The following is a 17,023-nucleotide window of genomic DNA, read 5'->3' on the forward strand; positions in this document are numbered from 1 at the left end:
TATAAATGTAGCAATAATTTAATAACTATTAACGGTATGTTGCCTAAGTCTGTTGATGCTAAGCACTTTTGCAACATATGACTTTAATAATACCTGCTAGCTAAAGAGGTATAGTACGATATCAAATCTTTATCTTTAATACAGATTTTTGGATTATAAATATGAATACACCTGCTATCTCTTTACTTAAAATAACGCTCAGTACCTGTTTATTGATGTCATTACCAGTGATAGGTTTTGCGGCTATCCATACACCGCAAAAATGGAAGTTGGATGTACCAAAAACCAACGTAGATTTTAAGGTAGCGTATTTAGGCAGTGGTACCGTTAAAGGTCAGTTTAACAAAGTGAATGGCGCCATTAACTATGATGTAAAAAACCCAACGGATACTACTATAAATTTCACCGTAAATACCAATAGTATAGATGCAGGAGGGAAACTACGGAATGCCTTTTTGCGCCGAAAAGAACTGCTTAATACAGCGCAATATCCTACGATGGTCTTTGTATCAAAGAAAGTGAATATGATTAATGCTAAAGAAGCAAACGTAACCGGAGATTTTACTGTGTTGGGTCAAACCAAACCTTTAACGGTTAAAGTAACGCTAGCCAATGTTGAAAATGATCCAGTCACTCGAAAACCTATGTTAAAGTTTCGGGCAACTGGCTTAATCGATAGATATACCTATGGTGTAACGGCTTTTCCAAATATAGTCGGCAATATGATACCGCTTGATATATCGGGTAAACTTATTGCTGCTAGTTAAGCTTTTTAGCTTCTAAAAAAAGAGTTACTGAGATATTCTAGTAGCTCTTTTTTTGTCAGTGCTTTTAATTTTAATTATCGAAGTCCAAATACATTAACGTAAAAGTCTTGCCCATCGTCTGTTTTCTCAACAGTATAAGTGATAGGAATCTCTGTTGAATTATCATTGGTATTAGCATGAATCTCTAACTGTGCAGCACACTCAAAAGCCCCAGTCTTATCATTCTCATCCGTTGTTCTTATGCTATTAATGGCATAGGTAAACTTTTCTGCAGTTTCACTACCCAGTTGTATAGCCATCTCTTCATTTGCTATTTCTTTTATAGTGTCTATTACTTCAGGAGCACTGCATTTGGGAATAGTAGAGGGTGAGCAAGCACTGATTAAAGCGATTAGAGGTATAACTAGTAGCGATTTATACATATAAGTAACTCCTTGTTCAGACCTAAGCTGTTAAACATATTGACTGTAATATATTAGCTATTTTATTGTTAGGATAAGACAGTCGTTTATTATAGCGGACTTCAATGCCATATTGCTTTTAACGTAGTCTATTATAAATATTTGAACGGTTTTTGAAACTCTTACTACAAGCATAGATTCAGACATAAATTCAAAATAATAAAAAAGCCCCAAGTTATTTAAATAACTTGGGGCTTTTTTATTGCGTGCTGCTATAAAAACTAATTAAACCAAACTATTCACCGCATCAATCACAGCTTCAGTGGTAATACCAAACTCTTTATACAAGTCACTAGCAGGCGCTGACTCGCCATAAGTCGTCATGCCGATGACTTTGCCATCTAAGCCGACGAACTTATACCAGTAATCAACATGCGCAGCTTCTACCGCCACGCGAGCGCGTATGTTAGCAGGCAAGACGGCTTCGCGGTAGCTGGCATCTTGTTCGTTAAATATTTCAGCACAAGGCATAGAAACTACTCTGACGCCAACACCATTACTACTTAACGTCTCATAGGCTTGCATAGCAAGGCCCACTTCTGAGCCTGTTGAGATAATGATAGCTTGCAGCTCGCCCTGCTCTTTAGCCAGAATATAACCACCTTTAGTGATATTAGCAACCTGCTCAGCATTACGCTGTTGATGTGGCAAACTTTGACGGCTAAAGATCAATGCTGATGGATTATGCGCAGATTTAATCGCTTCAACCCAAGCACTAGCAGATTCAGTCGCATCACAAGGACGCCATGTATGTAGATTTGGTGTGGTACGTAAGCTAGTTAATTGCTCAACCGGCTGATGCGTCGGGCCATCTTCACCCAAACCAATCGAGTCATGAGTATAGACATGAATGATACGCTGCTTCATTAATGCGCCCATACGCACGGCGTTACGAGCGTACTCCATGAACATCAAAAAGGTTGCGACGTAAGGGATAAAGCCGCCATGCAGCGCGATACCGTTAGCAATCGCGGTCATGCCAAATTCACGCACACCATAATAGATATAGTTACCAGCGGCGTCTTCTTGGATACCTTTAGCATCTTTAAATAGTGTTAAGTTCGAGCCCGCGAGATCCGCTGAACCCCCCATAAGCTCTGGTAATAATGGCTGCAAAATATTGATGGCATTTTGACTGGCTTTACGGCTGGCGACATCACCGCCTTGCTCTTGAGTTTGCTGAATATAGTCTTGGGCGTTCTTATCAAAGTCAGCAGGCAGATCACCATCTAGACGACGTATCAATTCAGCCGCTAGCTCTGGGTAAGCTTTTTTATAGTTTTCAAAATCCGCTTGCCAGTTCTTTTGTAAGACATCACCTTTTGGCTTGGCATCCCATGCTTGATAGATTTCATCATCTAAGTCAAATGGGGCATGCGTCCATGATAGCGCATCACGAGTTAAGACGATTTCATCATCACCCAGTGGCGCTCCATGGCTAGACGCTAAGCCTTGCTTGTTCGGGCTACCAGCACCAATAGTAGTTTTACAAATGATTAGGCTTGGCTTATTACTCTCGTCAATTGCTGCTGTCGTGGCTTGAGTGATAGCGTCAGTGTCATGGCCATCGACTTTGATAACGTGCCAGCCATACGCTTCAAAGCGCGCTTGGGTGTCATCAGTGAACCAGCCGTCAACATCACCATCGATAGAGATGCCATTATCGTCGTAATAGAAGACTAATTTACCCAACCCCAATGTACCGGCAAGCGAGCACACTTCATGGCTGATACCTTCCATCAAGCAACCATCGCCTAAGAACGCATAAGTATGATGGTCAACGATATTATGACCGTCACGATTGAACTGCGCAGCTAACGTTTTTTCAGCGATAGCAAAACCAACAGCGTTAGCAATACCTTGTCCTAATGGACCGGTAGTGGTCTCAATACCTGGGGTATAACCAAGCTCAGGATGGCCAGGGGTTTTTGAATGCAGTTGGCGGAAGCTTTTTAGGTCATCAACACTAACGTCATAGCCAGATAAATGTAGCAATGAATAGATGAGCATTGAGCCATGACCGTTTGATAAAACAAAACGGTCGCGGTTATACCAGTTAGGATCTGCAGGGTTATGTTTTAAGAACTTGCGCCATAATACTTCAGCAATATCGGCCATACCCATCGGTGCACCAGGGTGTCCAGAATTGGCTTTTTGAACCGCATCAAATGATAGTACACGGATAGCATTGGCTAATTTACGTTCATTAATTGGGGTTGGCATGGAGTGTCCTAATATTCGGATAAGAAGTATTAAAGATAAGAGGAGGATTTACTCAAAGCAGAATAACATAAGGACGCCAAACGCGCCCTAAGTTATAGACTGTAAAATCAGAATGCAATGTTAACATATTTGGCACAAGTGACGCTAAAAAATGGCGTGACAACAGCGTTTGGATTTAATAATCATTCATATCGGTTTTGTTAAATTAGCATCGATAATAAGCAACTGCGACAGGTCTATTAGTAAAGACTAAATCTCAAGAGCCGCACTACGAATAAACTTGACTAGCATAAGTAGTATTTAACGCATAAATAAGCCACCATTAATATCCCACGTGGCCCCCGTTACACCAAATGCATCACGTTGCAGCAACTGCGCGACAATATTACCAATAAAACTAGGACTAGCCAAAGCTTTTACAGGGATCACATTTTCTAATAAATGTTGCAGTTTTTCAGGGGGAACTAACTCATATACAATCGGTAAATCTATAGGTCCAGGGGCAACCGCATTAACGGTGACGCCCTGTGCTGCTAAATTGCTAGCAAACACCTTGGTCATTGTCAGAATGCCGCCTTTGCTAGCAGCATAATGTACACTAGCTGCCGCCCCACCATTTTGACCCGCTAATGAAGCCATATTGACAATACGGCCGTACCCTTTTTCTGCTAAATAAGCACCAAACACTTGGCAACCAAATAATGTACCGCGCAGGTTAATATTTATAACTTGATCGAACTCCTCGGCGGTTACGTCCATTACAGAGGTCATTAAAGTGAGAGCAGCGTTATTAACCAGACCGTTCACTTGTCCAAAACGGGCTTCAACGTTCGCTAATACTTGCTCGAAATCCTGTTTTTTTGTCACGTCCAACTTAAACCCGACAGCAGTATTGCCATCAGTATCGAGTTTTTTGGCTAATTCAACAGCTTTTTCCTCGTTAATATCAGTGATTGCTACGCGAAAACCGTTGCTGATAAGCGCTTTAGCAATACACTCTCCTAAGCCTTGACCAGCACCAGTTATTACAATGACGTCTTTCATGATAGTTCTCTTTTAACAGTTTTTTCTTAATAAATGACTTATTCAGGCACAATCAATTCTCTGCCAATACGGGCTTCAATCTTACAATATTTCCACAATTTATAAGTGCCGTCACCGACTGGAACGGTTCTAAAGAAATTACAAGCAGCAATAATCGTTTCAATATCTGGCACATCAGCCATGATATAAGCCATCCAAGGGGCAGATGAGGCAGCACCTACTTGTAGACGATCGTCATCCATAATACCTAAAATGCTTAGTCCCGGTAATTCATCGATATTTTGTAACATTTGACTAAATGCCTGCCAAACTTGCTTCATCTCTTCTATCGGAGCATCCATAAAGTTTTGGTTGATACCAATACAAAATAGTACACGGTGTGATTCTAACTTTTCCATTGCAATACCCTTTTCAGGTTGGTTTTAGTTTTAAATAAAAATTAAATAGCTGATCATACTTATCCTAGATAAAGTGCATACCTAAATACCCGCATAACATGCCGTCTACAGTTATAAGAGAAATTTTCTTATGAATGTACGTTGTGTGTCTAGTGACCACTGATTGATTAATGCGATAAATATCAGTGGCGATGCATCAAGGTAACTTCTTAGATAAGTAAGGTTAGTCTGACTTAGTCAAAGTGTTTTCTACTTTACGCGCCATATAACTAACATAGAATTTATGAATTATATCGGGTATGACTACAGCATTTGGATTTGATAACCATTCTTAACAGTTTCGTTAAATTAGCGTGGATAGTAAGAAGCCAACTATTAGGCTAGTGCTTAATAGTTGGCTTCTTATAAAACTGAAACTGTTATGTGTAGCTTATTAAGCCGAAATAGTCTCAGCACCGCCCATAAACGGACGCAGTACTTCCGGAATGGTAATACTACCATCAGCGTTTTGATGGTTCTCCATTACTGCTAGTAACGTACGGCCTACCGCTAGACCAGAACCATTTAAAGTATGCGCAAGAGCAGTTTGCTTACCATCTTTCACTCGGGTGCCCATACGGCGTGCTTGAAAGTCGCCACAGTTTGAGCAGCTTGAAATCTCACGATAAGTATCTTGGCTTGGCAACCAGACTTCAATGTCATACGTTTTTTGTGCAGCAAAACCCATATCTCCCGTGCATAGTTTTACCGTGCGATAAGGTAGATTTAACTGTTGTAAGATATATTCAGCTTGCCCAGTCATGTCCTCTAACAAGCCATCAGATTGCTCAGCAGTCGCAATATTGACCATCTCAACCTTTTCAAATTGATGCTGACGAATTAGACCACGCGTATCACGACCGTGTGAGCCGGCTTCACTACGAAAGCATGGCGTATGTGCCGTAAACTTTAACGGTAGCTCACTGATATCCAAACGCTCGCTGCGGACTAAGTTTGTCATTGGTACTTCAGCAGTGGGAATAAGGTAAAAGTCGGTACCGTCGTTATTAGTATGATTGGTCAATTTAAATAGGTCATCTTCAAATTTTGGCAGCTGACCGGTGCCTTTTAAGCTCTCTGAATTAACAATATAAGGCACATAAGTCTCAGTATAGCCATACTTCATCGTATGCGTATTCAACATAAACTGAATCAGCGCGCGATGCATTTGTGCCAACTGGCCTGTTAATACGTTAAAACGACTACCGGTTAATTTCGTAGCCGCTTCAAAGTCGAGCATGCCTAAAGTCTCGCCAATATGAGTATGGTCCTGAATCTCAAAATCGAACTCACGCGGCGTACCCCATTTACGTACTTCTACATTATCATCTTCTGAGCTGCCCACGGGTACATCTGCTGCCGGAATATTCGGAATTTGCAATGCTGCGTTTGAGATACGCTCTTGTAGAGTACGTAGATTATCTTCGGCAGTTTTAATCTCACCACTGACATCCTGCATTTCAGCCAACAGTTCACTAGCATTTTCGCCGGATTTTTTTAGTGCCCCTACTTGCTTTGCCCCAGCATTACGACGTGACTGCAATTCTTCGGTCTGCACTTGTAATGATTTACGCTCATTCTCAATCGTTTGCCAAAAGTTGATATCTAGCTCATAACCACGAGTGGCCAATTGCTGTTGTAAAGCGCTCAAGTCGCCGCGTAAGAGTTTTGGATCAATCATAATATTGCCTATAGCGCTAAGGGTTGAGTGATAGAAGTAATAATAAAGAGGTCAAAATAGGATAACTGCTATGATAACAATACCCAGCAGATTTGACTACGTTTTCGCGTGTTGCAGTATTCGCTTATGGGTTGTAAATATCCACCATAACAACAGACAGCGATGCTTATATGTTTCATTTAGGAGCGCTTTTCGGTAAGATAAGCATACGTTATTCCACTTACTGCCAACTTTGGCATAACGGATGACAACCGTTGCTTTTAATCCAACACTTTTAATATAAGTATTCGAGAACCTTTTATGGCCCTTTACCCTTATACGCTACAACCTGTCGCCTTAAACTTAACTGAAGCTGAGTTTCAGCAAGCGCAATACGAGCTATTTACCAATGCCAGTCCCAATTTTGGTCTAAAAAGCATCAAAATGAAAGAATGGATCTTTATAGCGATAGGCGTCATATTAGCCGTGACAGGACTGATTTTTGTATCGGGCTATTCAACCATTATATTTTGGATGATACTCGTCGCAGTAGTCATTTACTTACTAGTGCGTACTATTGGTTTTAAATGGTACGTCAAAAAAGAGTTTGAAAAACAAGTCGCGGCACAAGAGATGCCAGATGAGATGCGCCAAATGAAGCTAGGCGTACAAAAGCATGGCTTGGTCATGGCTATGGCATCTAATCAGCCAGACCTGATGAAGAGCTCACAAATGCGCGGCATGCAAATGCGTGCAGGTGCGATGCAACAAGCGGTCATTCCTTGGACAGCAGTCAAAAGCTGGGATGAGACAGACGACTACATATTTATGATGTTTGAAGTTAAAGGTCAGCAAGGCAGCCAAATTGTACCCAAACGCCTACAAGCACAGAAGTTTCCTATCGATACCGTACGCCAGCATTTGCAAGAAGTGGTACCTATTCGCGGCTTGCAGCCTGAGAAGCTACAACCACCTGCTTAAGTTTGGTTGACTGCTTGCTTATTGGGTAGATTATTAATTATATTACTAGATAGCTTGCTGTTGCTAATTCATGAATGCCGCGCAGTTCTGCTATTCGTTTTATAAAACATAACATAGGTTTTGATTTGTTTAACTTAACTTATCACTAATGGCCTGTTATGATAATAAACATCAAAGGTATAAAGATTAGCACGCTAATGTATACATCATCATTTTTGTAATAATGATTTTTCTACTCACACTACAAGGATAATATTATGAGTAACGCTACCAACAATACAACGACTACTAACAGTAATAATAATGATAGTACCAATCAAATCGGCTTAGAAAAAGCAGATATGAGCCATGTAATTGCTAAGCTTAATGGCTTGCTATCAAGCTATCATATGTTTTATATCAACGTTCGCGGTTATCATTGGAACGTTAAAGGGGAACATTTCTTCTCACTACATCCTAAATTTGAAGAACTATATACTGCGCTACAAATCCAAATTGATGAAATCGCTGAGCGTATCTTAACCTTAGGCGGCACACCATTTCATGCCTATAGCGACTTTACGCAGCACACTGGTATCTCTGAAGATAAAAACGTGAAAGATGGCAATACCTGCGTAAGAGGTGTAGTAACTGGCTTGCAAGAGCTTATTGAAGAGCAGCGTCAAGTGTCTGCCTTAGCAGCAGAAAACGAAGATCAAGGCTCAGCAGATCTTGTGGATGCCTACGTGCAAGAGCAAGAGAAACTGGTCTGGATGTACAATGCATTTTTAGCTCAATAGTAGCTTAGGCATAAATAAATTAGAGGACATACCTACTTAACCATAATCAAAACCATAAAAAAGCACCTTATCTAGGTGCTTTTTTATTATCCAAATTTTGCTTGTTATTGCTGAATCCATTGACGCATCTTTTCACGCTCAGCAGGTGTGGCATTAAGCCAAAGCTGCATAAACTGGTCAAGGGTATTAGCAGATTGATTTGCACTTGCAGCTGGAGTCGCAGTATAAGTTGTTGAAGACATTACACTAGGATTTTCGTTGCTTTGAGTCGTTGCAACAGGCTGGTCTAGCGCAGCAATAGCGCGCTGATTTTGCAGTTCTGCATTACCGCCACCACCAAACACGCCACCTAGTGCTTTACCAAATCCTGAGAAGATACTGCCATCATTGTTATCAATACTTTGCTGACTAGTGATAACCGTATTGTTTTGTTGTACTGCCAAAGTCGGACGCTCCGCATATTTTTTGGCAGCAGCATAGTCTTCTGGTTGATTAGGCATGACTAAACGGTAGGTTTGGTTATCGGCCAAATCTGCAGCCACACTTATATTTCCTGAGCGTAGATAGTCATGCTCATCACGGCGCAAGTTATATAAACGGTCGTATTTAGCAGTAATCACGTGCTTCCCGGGCTGCAACGTGAATTCTTTCGTTAGCGGTTGAAAGACACTTTGTTTGAGCTCTTGGCCATTGATAGCAGTAACCTTGATATTGTTATCCACCAGTAATGTCACTGCCGCATGGGACATGATAGATACTGAACTTACGCCAAGGAATAGCGTGCTGATAGTCAACTTTTTTAATGTAGCGGTGGTGTTTTTCATAAGGTATCCTATCAGTGATAATGACATTAGGGTAAATGCATTCAGGTTGAGCAAACTTGAGTAGAGTAAACGAAATAAACAACAAATTAAAAACTTTGATCGCTTGCAATTATGAGTGTTTGAGGTTTTAAAACTCTAATGGAATAGTAAGATTGTCATGGTCTGCCGCACGTTTGTCTACTTGTGTTTCTTGAGTAATGTCAGCAAGTTCAGCGACAAGTGTTTGCTCGTCAATGGTACTCAGAGCATCACTAATCACTGCTTTAGAAATATTACTGCGCCCAAGATTTGAGAACATTGGCTGAATATAGTTGAGTACCACCATCATCGCCCCAATACGATGCGGGCCTTCAGTGAGTAGATAATGAATAATACGCTCATCAAACTGCCAACCACGACGCCGCAAAATAGACTCTAACAAAGCTTGACGGTCAGCCAAATCACGACCATTCGGAACTTTAAAAGTAGGCGCTTGCGACAATCTACTTAGTAAATCAGTCAACTGAAACGGTAGATCGCCAGCAGGTTTATTTGCAGCAAATAATAACTGACGCTGTCCTTCACGGCTACGATTGATCAGATGAAACAAGGCTTCTTGCCATTGGTTGCTATGCTCAAGTATCTCTAAATCATCAATAGCAATAACGTCGAAATTCTCAAGTGAGGACAGTACATTGACATCAGTATGTATAAGCTCGTTGAGCGATAGGCAAATCGCCGACTTATTCATCTCAATAAATGATTCACAAATGGCTGATAACAAATGAGACTTTCCCGTAGCAGGGCTACCGAACAGGTACAGCTGTCCAATCAGGCCGACATGTAACTGCCGAACTGCATCAATAATCGACATCCAACCGGGACCAGAAAAGTCGCTGAGACTCGCATCATGCTTGATGTCCAAATTGAGACTTAGCTGTGCTTTTGCCATGAATCATCCACTCGGTTCGCGTAGCGCACAATAGGCAATAAATAACTAGAAGGCTACTCTCTATTTTATTTTTATTAAACTGAGCTTTATCAAATGGGCTCTGAATTTACGTTATATTAACTTAGGTTGTTCATTAAAAAGTTTGTCTGACTAATAGGGTGAGGACATAATACGCTACTAGACTAATTATAGTAACGCTCACATCGTAAACACTGCGCCTATATATACCATAATTACAAAATGAGTGACAAGTCTTTTAATCTTCAAGTCTTATTAGCTATTAATTTCTAGGCTTATACGTAGCAGATACTTGCTTGTCTAAACTGTCCGGTTTTAATAGTAGACCGACTATCTTTTCTCAAATAAATCCAGCTGCTTACGGCCTTTGTAAAAGTCAGTCGTTCGGTAATAGGCGTACAGATGGAGGAACAAGACATTAATTACTGCAGATACCGGCAGCGCAATCAGCATACCCACGAAACCTAATAAGCTTGCGCCTGCCAACACCGCAAAGATAACCCATAAGGGTGACAGACCAATCTTATCGCCCAACAATAACGGCTGAAGTATATAACCCTCGGCTGCTTGTCCTACTAAGAACGCTCCGACAATTAAAGACAAATGAAACCAGTCGAGACCAAACTGAAATAAACCAGCAGCAATTGAAGCAATAAAACCCAGACCAAAGCCTAAATAAGGGACGAAACTGGCAATGCCTGCACCCATACCAATGATGAGCCCAAGCTCAAGACCAATAAGTTGAAGCTGGACAGCATAAATCACTCCTAATAACACCATAACCAGCAGCTGGCCTTTGATAAATGCCATCAGCGCCCGATCACACTCTTGTGCAATGCCAATCACTTTTTTGCTATAACCCGTAGGAATGGCCATCTTCCAACTAAGTATTCGTTTGTCCCAGTTAAATAGAAAATAGAAGGTTAAGATAGGAACCAACACGATAAGACCTGCACTATTAATAAAATTTAAGCTGGATGATAATATTTGGCTCATCCAAGTACTGGCATCAGAGATTTTATAATGAGTTTGCATGTAATCTACTAACGTCTCAGAAAACCCTTTGGCCTCTAATGCTGGCAGACGAATACGGGTATTATTAATAAACCATTCCCGTGCTACCTCATTATACCAGTGTAGAATTTGTGGTAAATACTCCCAAGCTGCTTGCATTTGGCGCCATAAAGTGGGCACCAACCACCATAAAAGCATCACCATTCCCAAAGTAATCGTAGCGTAGACAACAATAATTGCCATCCAGCGTCTGATATATTTTGATATTCGTTTTACCAGCGGGTTAAATAAGTAAGCGAGCACAAAGGCACAGACAAACGGAATAATAACCGGCATCATCAGATGTAGCATAACCAGTGATATAACAATAGCAACGACGATAAATAAACGCCGAAAAAAAGGATCTATCCGTTGGTTGATCATTAAGGGCAATCCTGCGAGTAAGCGGAGAGTAATAATACAGTTATAGAGGGTAAAATCTTAAGCGCCTTATTATCGCAGACTCTATAGAAAAAGCAGTGATTTTTTGTTTCGTAGCTTTCTATTTAGTATATATTTTTAGGGTTAGTACAATTATCAGCCATGTTGGTCAAATATTGGCAAGTTGCTTTGCGAGTGAGGTCTGTTTTTGGGTATAATGCGCGCACTATAGTCAAATCCTGCGACAATAATTTCGATCACTGACTTCACTTACCTACCCTAACTGTGAGATGACCATGAGTGACAAGCCTTCTTTAAGCTACAAAGATGCTGGTGTTGATATTGATGCTGGCGATGCGTTGGTTCAGCGTATCAAATCAGTGGCAAAAGCCACTACTCGTCCTGAAGTGGTGGGCGGACTTGGTGGCTTCGGTGCGCTATGCCGTATTCCGACCGGCTATACCTCACCGCTACTAGTTTCAGGTACTGACGGTGTTGGGACTAAATTAAAGTTAGCCTTACAACTTAATCGTCATGACACCATCGGCATTGATTTAGTCGCGATGTGCGTCAATGACTTACTAGTTTGCGGTGCAGAGCCGTTATTTTTCTTGGATTACTATGCTACAGGCAAACTTGATGTCGACGTTGCTGCTACCGTAGTCACTGGTATTGGTGAAGGCTGTAAACTAGCAAATTGCGCCCTTATCGGGGGTGAAACGGCTGAAATGCCCGGTATGTACCAAGATGACGATTATGACTTGGCTGGCTTTTGTGTCGGCGTGGTTGAGGAAGCGGAAGTTATTACTGGCGACAATGTAGCAGAAGGCGATGTATTGATTGCTTTAGCTTCAAGTGGCGCACATTCTAACGGTTATTCACTCGTACGCAAGGTCATTGAGGTCAGCGGTATTGATGTAACAACCAGCACTGAACAGTTAGATGGTCAGTCTATTCAAGACGCATTAATGGCACCGACTCGCATCTATGTTAAAGCGATTAAAGCGTTACAAGATAAACTTGGAAATCACAACCTGCATGCGATGTCACATATTACTGGTGGTGGTTTAACTGACAATTTACCACGCGTCTTACCAGACAATTTAGCCGCAAGCATTGATACCAATAGTTGGAAATTCTCAGAGTTGTTCACATGGTTACAAACTCAAGGTAATATTGATCAAAGCGAGATGTACCGTACCTTTAACTGTGGTATCGGTTTTGTGATTGTCGTACCAAAAGATAAAGCCGATGCAGCCATTAAAACCCTAAATGATGCTGGCGAGCACGCTTGGCAAATCGGTGAGATGATCAACCGTGAAGCGGATGCAGTGGTGTATCGTTAATGTCAGTGAATAACTTACAGCAAGGCGTTATACAACAGCAGACCAAGCCATTACGTATAGCCGTACTAGTGTCAGGTAATGGAAGCAATCTGCAAGTATTGATAGATGCTATGCAAGCTGGCGCGCTACCAATTGAGATTATTGGCATCATTAGTAATCGCGAGGATGCTTATGCCATTACTCGTGCTCAGCAAGCCAGTATTCCAGTGGCTGTACTGTCCCATACCGCAAGTGGCAAACGTATGGGTATCAAGACCTTTGAGACTCATGCTAGCGCGCAACTTGCGGCCTGGCAGCCAGACTTAATTGTGCTTGCCGGCTTTATGCGAGTATTAAGTGCGGCATTTATTGATAGCGCGCCAGCACCAATGATTAATTTACACCCTGCTCTACTGCCTGCTTATAAGGGACTTGATACCCATCAACGTGCCATCCAAGCTGGAGAACGTCATCATGGTTGTAGTATCCACGTGGTTACAGCGGAGCTTGATGCAGGGCAAGTATTAACGCAAGCATTACTAAATATTAAAACTAAAGATACTGCGGATAGCTTGCAAACACGTGTGCAGGTACTTGAACATCAGCTATTGCCTTGGACGATATTATTATTAGCAAAAGGGGTTTTACCTCTCGATGTTAACAATAAGCTATCAGAGTCAGAATCTCATTTACCTGCTCTACCTTTAAAGCTCTGGTTAGATAATTAAAGTTATTATGCAAGTTAAATTGAATAATTATAAATTAAGGCTATAAAAATACCCCGCTGCTGAGTAACGGGGTGTTTTTTATTGTTCTATTAAGTACAGCTACAGTCTAAAAAAACTGACTTAAAATATTACGAACAACTATAAAAACTAAGCTGGTTTTTTACCAACCACATGTACTGCTTTAATATTAACAAATTCTTTTATACCAAAGCCACCATGTTCGCGGCCGTAACCCGAATCTTTAACGCCACCAAATGGCAGGCCCGGATTAACAAGATCATAACCATTGATATAAACCATGCCCGTATCGAAATACTGTTGGGCTAAACTAATCGCTTTTTCTTCATCCTGAGAGAAGATTGCACCGCCCAACCCATAACGGCTGTCATTGGCAATACGTAGGGCATCGTCTTGGTCTTTGGCACGGATCAGAGAAGCTACTGGGCCAAACAACTCATCTTTATAAGCCGGCTGATCCGGTGTAATATCCTCTAAAATAGTTGGTGGATAAAAAGAACCGGCTTTATTTGGTACTTCACCGCCTAAAATAATGGTTGCGCCTTTGCTAACACTCTCTTCAACTTGCTTATGTAAATCATCACGTTGCTTAGCACTTGATAACGGACCTATATCAGTCGCATCATCCATTGGATCGCCGACTTTATAGCTGTTGAATTTCTCAATAATTAGTTTGCGAAATTCATCATAAACGCTATCCACTACTACAAAGCGTTTGGCAGCAATACAGGTTTCACCGTTGTTATATAAGCGCGCATGAGCACAAGTGGCAGCCGCTAAATCTAAGTCTGCATCCTCTAGCACGATAAAGGCATCGTTAGAACCCAGCTCCATAACTGTTTTCTTCAAAGCTTTAGCCGCTTGTTGAGCAACGACTCTCCCAGCTACATCGCTTCCTGTCAGCGTTACACCGCGTACTTTATCATGCTCAATAACTTTTTCTGATTGATCATGGCTAATGAGAATAGTACGGAATAAATCATTCGGTAAATCAGACTCATGGAATATTTTTTCGACTAGTAACCCAGAACCAGTGACGTTTGAGGCATGTTTTAATAAAATACTATTGCCTGCCATTAAGTTGGCAATGGTATAGCGGAACACTTGATAAGCTGGAAAGTTCCATGGTTGGATACCATAAATAATACCAATAGGCTCATAACTGATGAGACCTTTTTTTATACCTTCAATATCTCGCTCATCTTCAGCTAATGCAGCAACGCCTTGCTCAGCAGTAAAGTCACAGATACCTTTACATAAATCAACTTCTCCTAAGCTGGCTTCATAAGTTTTGCCACGCTCTTCAGTCATCAGTTTGGCAAGCTCTTCTTTGTGCTCCATTAAAGTATCGCCAATAGAGCTGATCACTTTTGCACGTTCTTGATGGCTAACCATGCGCCACTTTAAAAATGCTTGATGAGAGGCATCAATTATCTTATCAACCTCTTGTGCGCTCATATAGCTGTACTCTTTAATGTCTTTACCCGTTGTTGGGTTTACAGTAGTAATATCTGCCATGATAATTATCCTTTTTTGATGATGTTTAAAATTTAATAAGCCTTGATCGAATCTTATTTATATTTAATTTTTCTTAATAGATTTTATTATTTGAACTATTATTTATCTTTCTGTATTTGCTAGTCCTTATACAATGTATCAAACCTATCACCGTTTAAGCTTTACAAAATATTGTAAAATGTGCTTAAAATGTTAACCATGTTAGTATCTTGCTAAATATTAAGGCAATAAAAAAACCAGCGCAATGGCTGGTTTCTGTTGATAGTTGGATTGATTACTAAATAAGTTATACTTTAGAACAAGTGGTTAATAATCGGAATATCTTCCTCCTGATTTTCTTCTTCAGCCACCACCTGCCGCGCCACATGCATAATTAGTTGACGTAACCATCTGTGTGCAGGATGATGCTGTAATAACGGTGACCATGCCATCGTTAGCTCAAATTCTGGAATAAAAAATGGCGGTTCTTTCATGATAATACTGTCATTGTTCGTTTGCATGCGTGCAACACGCGTCGGTAAGGTTGCAATAAGGTCTTTGTTAGCAGCGAGCATCGCTGGCATTTGATAATGACGGGTAAAGACGCTGATCTGGCGCTTTTGTCCCAGACGCTGTAAGGCTTGGTCAATAGAGCCTAGGCCACCGGACTTTTCCGGATTAACGCCGAAGCCTACGCCCATACCCGTTTTAGACACCCAAACATGTTGACCTTTTAAATAATTTTTAAGGTTAAAGCGATTGGCGTAAGGACTGTCGGCAGATAATAGACAACTAAAAGTATCTCGCCATACCAATACTTGGTGAAAACTTTGTGGAATCTCGTTAAAGCGGTTAATCGCTAAATCGACCCGACCCTGCTCCATATCTCTATAAGAGACATCAGATGGGGTTAAAAAATCTAAAATAACATTGGGTGCTTCTGAGCGTAACGCCTTTACCAATTTTGGCACCAGTGTAGCTTCAGCATAATCCGAGGTCATGATACGGAAAACGCGTGAGGTACTATAAGGACGGAACTCCGTACGCGGCTCTAGCACTTGGGTCAAGTCAGCAAGCACTTCACGGATACGCGGCTGCAATTCAAGCGCGCGCTCGGTTGGGGTCATACCTTCCGATGAGCGTACCAGTAATGGGTCGTTAAATAACTTACGCAAGCGCCGCAAGATATTACTCATAGCTGGCTGAGTGATGCCCAATTGTTCGGCTGCGCGTGTGACATTTTTTTCTCGAAGCAATACATCTAAATGTACCAATAAATTCAAATCAACTCGCTGCAAATTCATATATGTATCTCGTTGCTCTAGAATAAATGCCACTTAAGTTTTGGCGGTTTTAGGCTCTATTTTGTCCATTATGCTAGACGACAGTTCAACTAAAATAGCGCACTGTTGTCTTTTTAGATTATAATATCGTCTCTGGTCCTAAAAGCTTTATCAGCGTAATTATGGTAATATCATTAGTTGCGCTTAAGCTACTGTTTTTGTTATACTATAACGAATAAAAATAACAAAGATAACTATCATAAATTAGATAAATTTTAATTGACGCTTTATAGTGAGTAACATAAGCAGTTCAAGAACCATACCTTGATCCACAAGCAAGATGATTTGGCATTATCATATCAATACTTGATGATGTACCATTTACAAATTCACAGCAGTACTCTTATTTCAAATATATTCATACGATTGTCTGGTTAAGACACCATGGTAAGTATTTATCTTCTTACGTACAGCGAAGCCTATTGTAGCATCTCTTAACGATTAGTAGTAATATTGACCCTAGAATACAGATGCTGGGCGGGTTATGAATATTGAATTTGCATCTTATCCATTTGAGTAGTATTGATAATTCTTTGATATATTTTAGTGTAAT

General features: G+C 40.9%; 15 protein-coding genes. 5 read left to right on the forward strand and 10 right to left on the reverse strand.

The features are described from left to right. Positions 1–161 precede the first annotated feature (161 nt). Positions 162–767, forward strand: coding sequence for a YceI family protein (locus ES754_RS05415; protein WP_147222744.1), 606 nt, complete (start codon positions 162–164; stop codon positions 765–767). Between the two features lie 74 nt (positions 768–841). Here the strand turns inward: ES754_RS05415 and ES754_RS05420 are convergent, their stop codons facing one another. The 5 genes from ES754_RS05420 to serS all read right to left on the reverse strand — a co-directional run bounded on the left by ES754_RS05420 (position 842) and on the right by serS (position 6,613). Continuing rightward, positions 842–1,189, reverse strand: coding sequence for a hypothetical protein (locus ES754_RS05420; RefSeq protein ID WP_147222746.1), 348 nt, complete (start codon positions 1,187–1,189; stop codon positions 842–844). A gap of 264 nt (positions 1,190–1,453) precedes the next feature. After that, entirely contained in the window at positions 1,454–3,451 is a 1,998-nt protein-coding gene (tkt, locus tag ES754_RS05425) for a transketolase (RefSeq protein WP_147222748.1), read from the reverse strand. 300 nt (positions 3,452–3,751) lie between these two features. After that, the gene (locus ES754_RS05430) at positions 3,752–4,495 is read right to left on the reverse strand and encodes an SDR family NAD(P)-dependent oxidoreductase (protein ID WP_147222750.1); all 744 of its coding nucleotides are present in this window, start codon (positions 4,493–4,495) and stop codon (positions 3,752–3,754) included. Positions 4,496–4,533: 38 nt separating this feature from the next. Continuing rightward, positions 4,534–4,893, reverse strand: a complete 360-nt coding sequence (locus tag ES754_RS05435; protein ID WP_147222752.1) for an alpha/beta hydrolase family protein — start codon at positions 4,891–4,893, stop codon at positions 4,534–4,536. 433 nt (positions 4,894–5,326) lie between these two features. Then, a complete protein-coding gene (gene serS, locus ES754_RS05440) occupies positions 5,327–6,613 on the reverse strand; it encodes a serine--tRNA ligase (protein WP_147222754.1) in 1,287 nt (428 codons plus the stop codon). A 300-nt stretch (positions 6,614–6,913) separates the two neighbouring features. Between serS and ES754_RS05445 the strand changes: the two genes are divergently transcribed. Continuing rightward, positions 6,914–7,573, forward strand: coding sequence for a YcxB family protein (locus ES754_RS05445; protein WP_147222756.1), 660 nt, complete (start codon positions 6,914–6,916; stop codon positions 7,571–7,573). Positions 7,574–7,830: 257 nt separating this feature from the next. Continuing rightward, positions 7,831–8,352 carry a Dps family protein gene (locus tag ES754_RS05450; protein ID WP_147222758.1) on the forward strand — a complete coding sequence of 174 codons (522 nt, stop codon included), beginning with the start codon at positions 7,831–7,833 and terminating at the stop codon, positions 8,350–8,352. Positions 8,353–8,456: 104 nt separating this feature from the next. Here ES754_RS05450 and ES754_RS05455 read toward each other — a convergent pair whose 3' ends face one another. The 3 genes from ES754_RS05455 to ES754_RS05465 form a co-directional block, all read right to left on the reverse strand. Beyond that, positions 8,457–9,176 (reverse strand): DUF2057 family protein, encoded by a 720-nt coding sequence (locus tag ES754_RS05455; RefSeq protein ID WP_147222760.1) that lies wholly within the window; start codon positions 9,174–9,176, stop codon positions 8,457–8,459. 127 nt (positions 9,177–9,303) lie between these two features. Beyond that, positions 9,304–10,107 carry a DnaA regulatory inactivator Hda gene (gene hda / locus ES754_RS05460; RefSeq protein ID WP_147222762.1) on the reverse strand — a complete coding sequence of 268 codons (804 nt, stop codon included), beginning with the start codon at positions 10,105–10,107 and terminating at the stop codon, positions 9,304–9,306. A gap of 348 nt (positions 10,108–10,455) precedes the next feature. Next, on the reverse strand, positions 10,456–11,562 hold the full coding sequence (locus ES754_RS05465) for an AI-2E family transporter (protein ID WP_147222764.1): 1,107 nt from the start codon (positions 11,560–11,562) through the stop codon (positions 10,456–10,458). Between the two features lie 293 nt (positions 11,563–11,855). On the opposite strand from ES754_RS05465, the gene purM reads away from it, so the two are divergent. Then, the gene (purM, locus tag ES754_RS05470; RefSeq protein WP_147222766.1) at positions 11,856–12,905 is read left to right on the forward strand and encodes a phosphoribosylformylglycinamidine cyclo-ligase; all 1,050 of its coding nucleotides are present in this window, start codon (positions 11,856–11,858) and stop codon (positions 12,903–12,905) included. Then, positions 12,905–13,612 (forward strand): phosphoribosylglycinamide formyltransferase, encoded by a 708-nt coding sequence (purN, locus tag ES754_RS05475; RefSeq protein WP_147222768.1) that lies wholly within the window; start codon positions 12,905–12,907, stop codon positions 13,610–13,612. The genes purM and purN overlap by 1 nt, the downstream gene beginning before the upstream one ends. A gap of 147 nt (positions 13,613–13,759) precedes the next feature. Here purN and ES754_RS05480 read toward each other — a convergent pair whose 3' ends face one another. Together ES754_RS05480 and ES754_RS05485 are read right to left on the reverse strand one after the other, a co-directional pair. Next, positions 13,760–15,148, reverse strand: coding sequence for an NAD-dependent succinate-semialdehyde dehydrogenase (locus tag ES754_RS05480; RefSeq protein ID WP_147222770.1), 1,389 nt, complete (start codon positions 15,146–15,148; stop codon positions 13,760–13,762). 293 nt (positions 15,149–15,441) lie between these two features. Then, positions 15,442–16,431 (reverse strand): LysR family transcriptional regulator, encoded by a 990-nt coding sequence (locus ES754_RS05485; protein ID WP_147222772.1) that lies wholly within the window; start codon positions 16,429–16,431, stop codon positions 15,442–15,444. Positions 16,432–17,023 lie beyond the last annotated feature (592 nt).

Source organism: Psychrobacter frigidicola (genome assembly GCF_007997305.1).
Classification (GTDB): Bacteria; Pseudomonadota; Gammaproteobacteria; order Pseudomonadales; family Moraxellaceae; genus Psychrobacter; species Psychrobacter frigidicola.

Excerpts from the sequence above, each read along its gene's own strand:
- serS (WP_147222754.1), bottom strand. The coding sequence starts at position 6,613 with ATGATTGATCCAAAACTCTTACGCGGCGACTTGAGCGCTTTACAACAG.
- ES754_RS05450 (WP_147222758.1), top strand. The coding sequence starts at position 7,831 with ATGAGTAACGCTACCAACAATACAACGACTACTAACAGTAATAATAAT.
- ES754_RS05430 (WP_147222750.1), bottom strand. The coding sequence starts at position 4,495 with ATGAAAGACGTCATTGTAATAACTGGTGCTGGTCAAGGCTTAGGAGAG.
- hda (WP_147222762.1), bottom strand. The coding sequence starts at position 10,107 with ATGGCAAAAGCACAGCTAAGTCTCAATTTGGACATCAAGCATGATGCG.
- ES754_RS05415 (WP_147222744.1), top strand. The coding sequence starts at position 162 with ATGAATACACCTGCTATCTCTTTACTTAAAATAACGCTCAGTACCTGT.
- ES754_RS05455 (WP_147222760.1), bottom strand. The coding sequence starts at position 9,176 with ATGAAAAACACCACCGCTACATTAAAAAAGTTGACTATCAGCACGCTA.
- tkt (WP_147222748.1), bottom strand. The coding sequence starts at position 3,451 with ATGCCAACCCCAATTAATGAACGTAAATTAGCCAATGCTATCCGTGTA.
- purN (WP_147222768.1), top strand. The coding sequence starts at position 12,905 with ATGTCAGTGAATAACTTACAGCAAGGCGTTATACAACAGCAGACCAAG.
- ES754_RS05435 (WP_147222752.1), bottom strand. The coding sequence starts at position 4,893 with ATGGAAAAGTTAGAATCACACCGTGTACTATTTTGTATTGGTATCAAC.
- ES754_RS05445 (WP_147222756.1), top strand. The coding sequence starts at position 6,914 with ATGGCCCTTTACCCTTATACGCTACAACCTGTCGCCTTAAACTTAACT.
- purM (WP_147222766.1), top strand. The coding sequence starts at position 11,856 with ATGAGTGACAAGCCTTCTTTAAGCTACAAAGATGCTGGTGTTGATATT.
- ES754_RS05465 (WP_147222764.1), bottom strand. The coding sequence starts at position 11,562 with ATGATCAACCAACGGATAGATCCTTTTTTTCGGCGTTTATTTATCGTC.
- ES754_RS05485 (WP_147222772.1), bottom strand. The coding sequence starts at position 16,431 with ATGAATTTGCAGCGAGTTGATTTGAATTTATTGGTACATTTAGATGTA.
- ES754_RS05420 (WP_147222746.1), bottom strand. The coding sequence starts at position 1,189 with ATGTATAAATCGCTACTAGTTATACCTCTAATCGCTTTAATCAGTGCT.
- ES754_RS05480 (WP_147222770.1), bottom strand. The coding sequence starts at position 15,148 with ATGGCAGATATTACTACTGTAAACCCAACAACGGGTAAAGACATTAAA.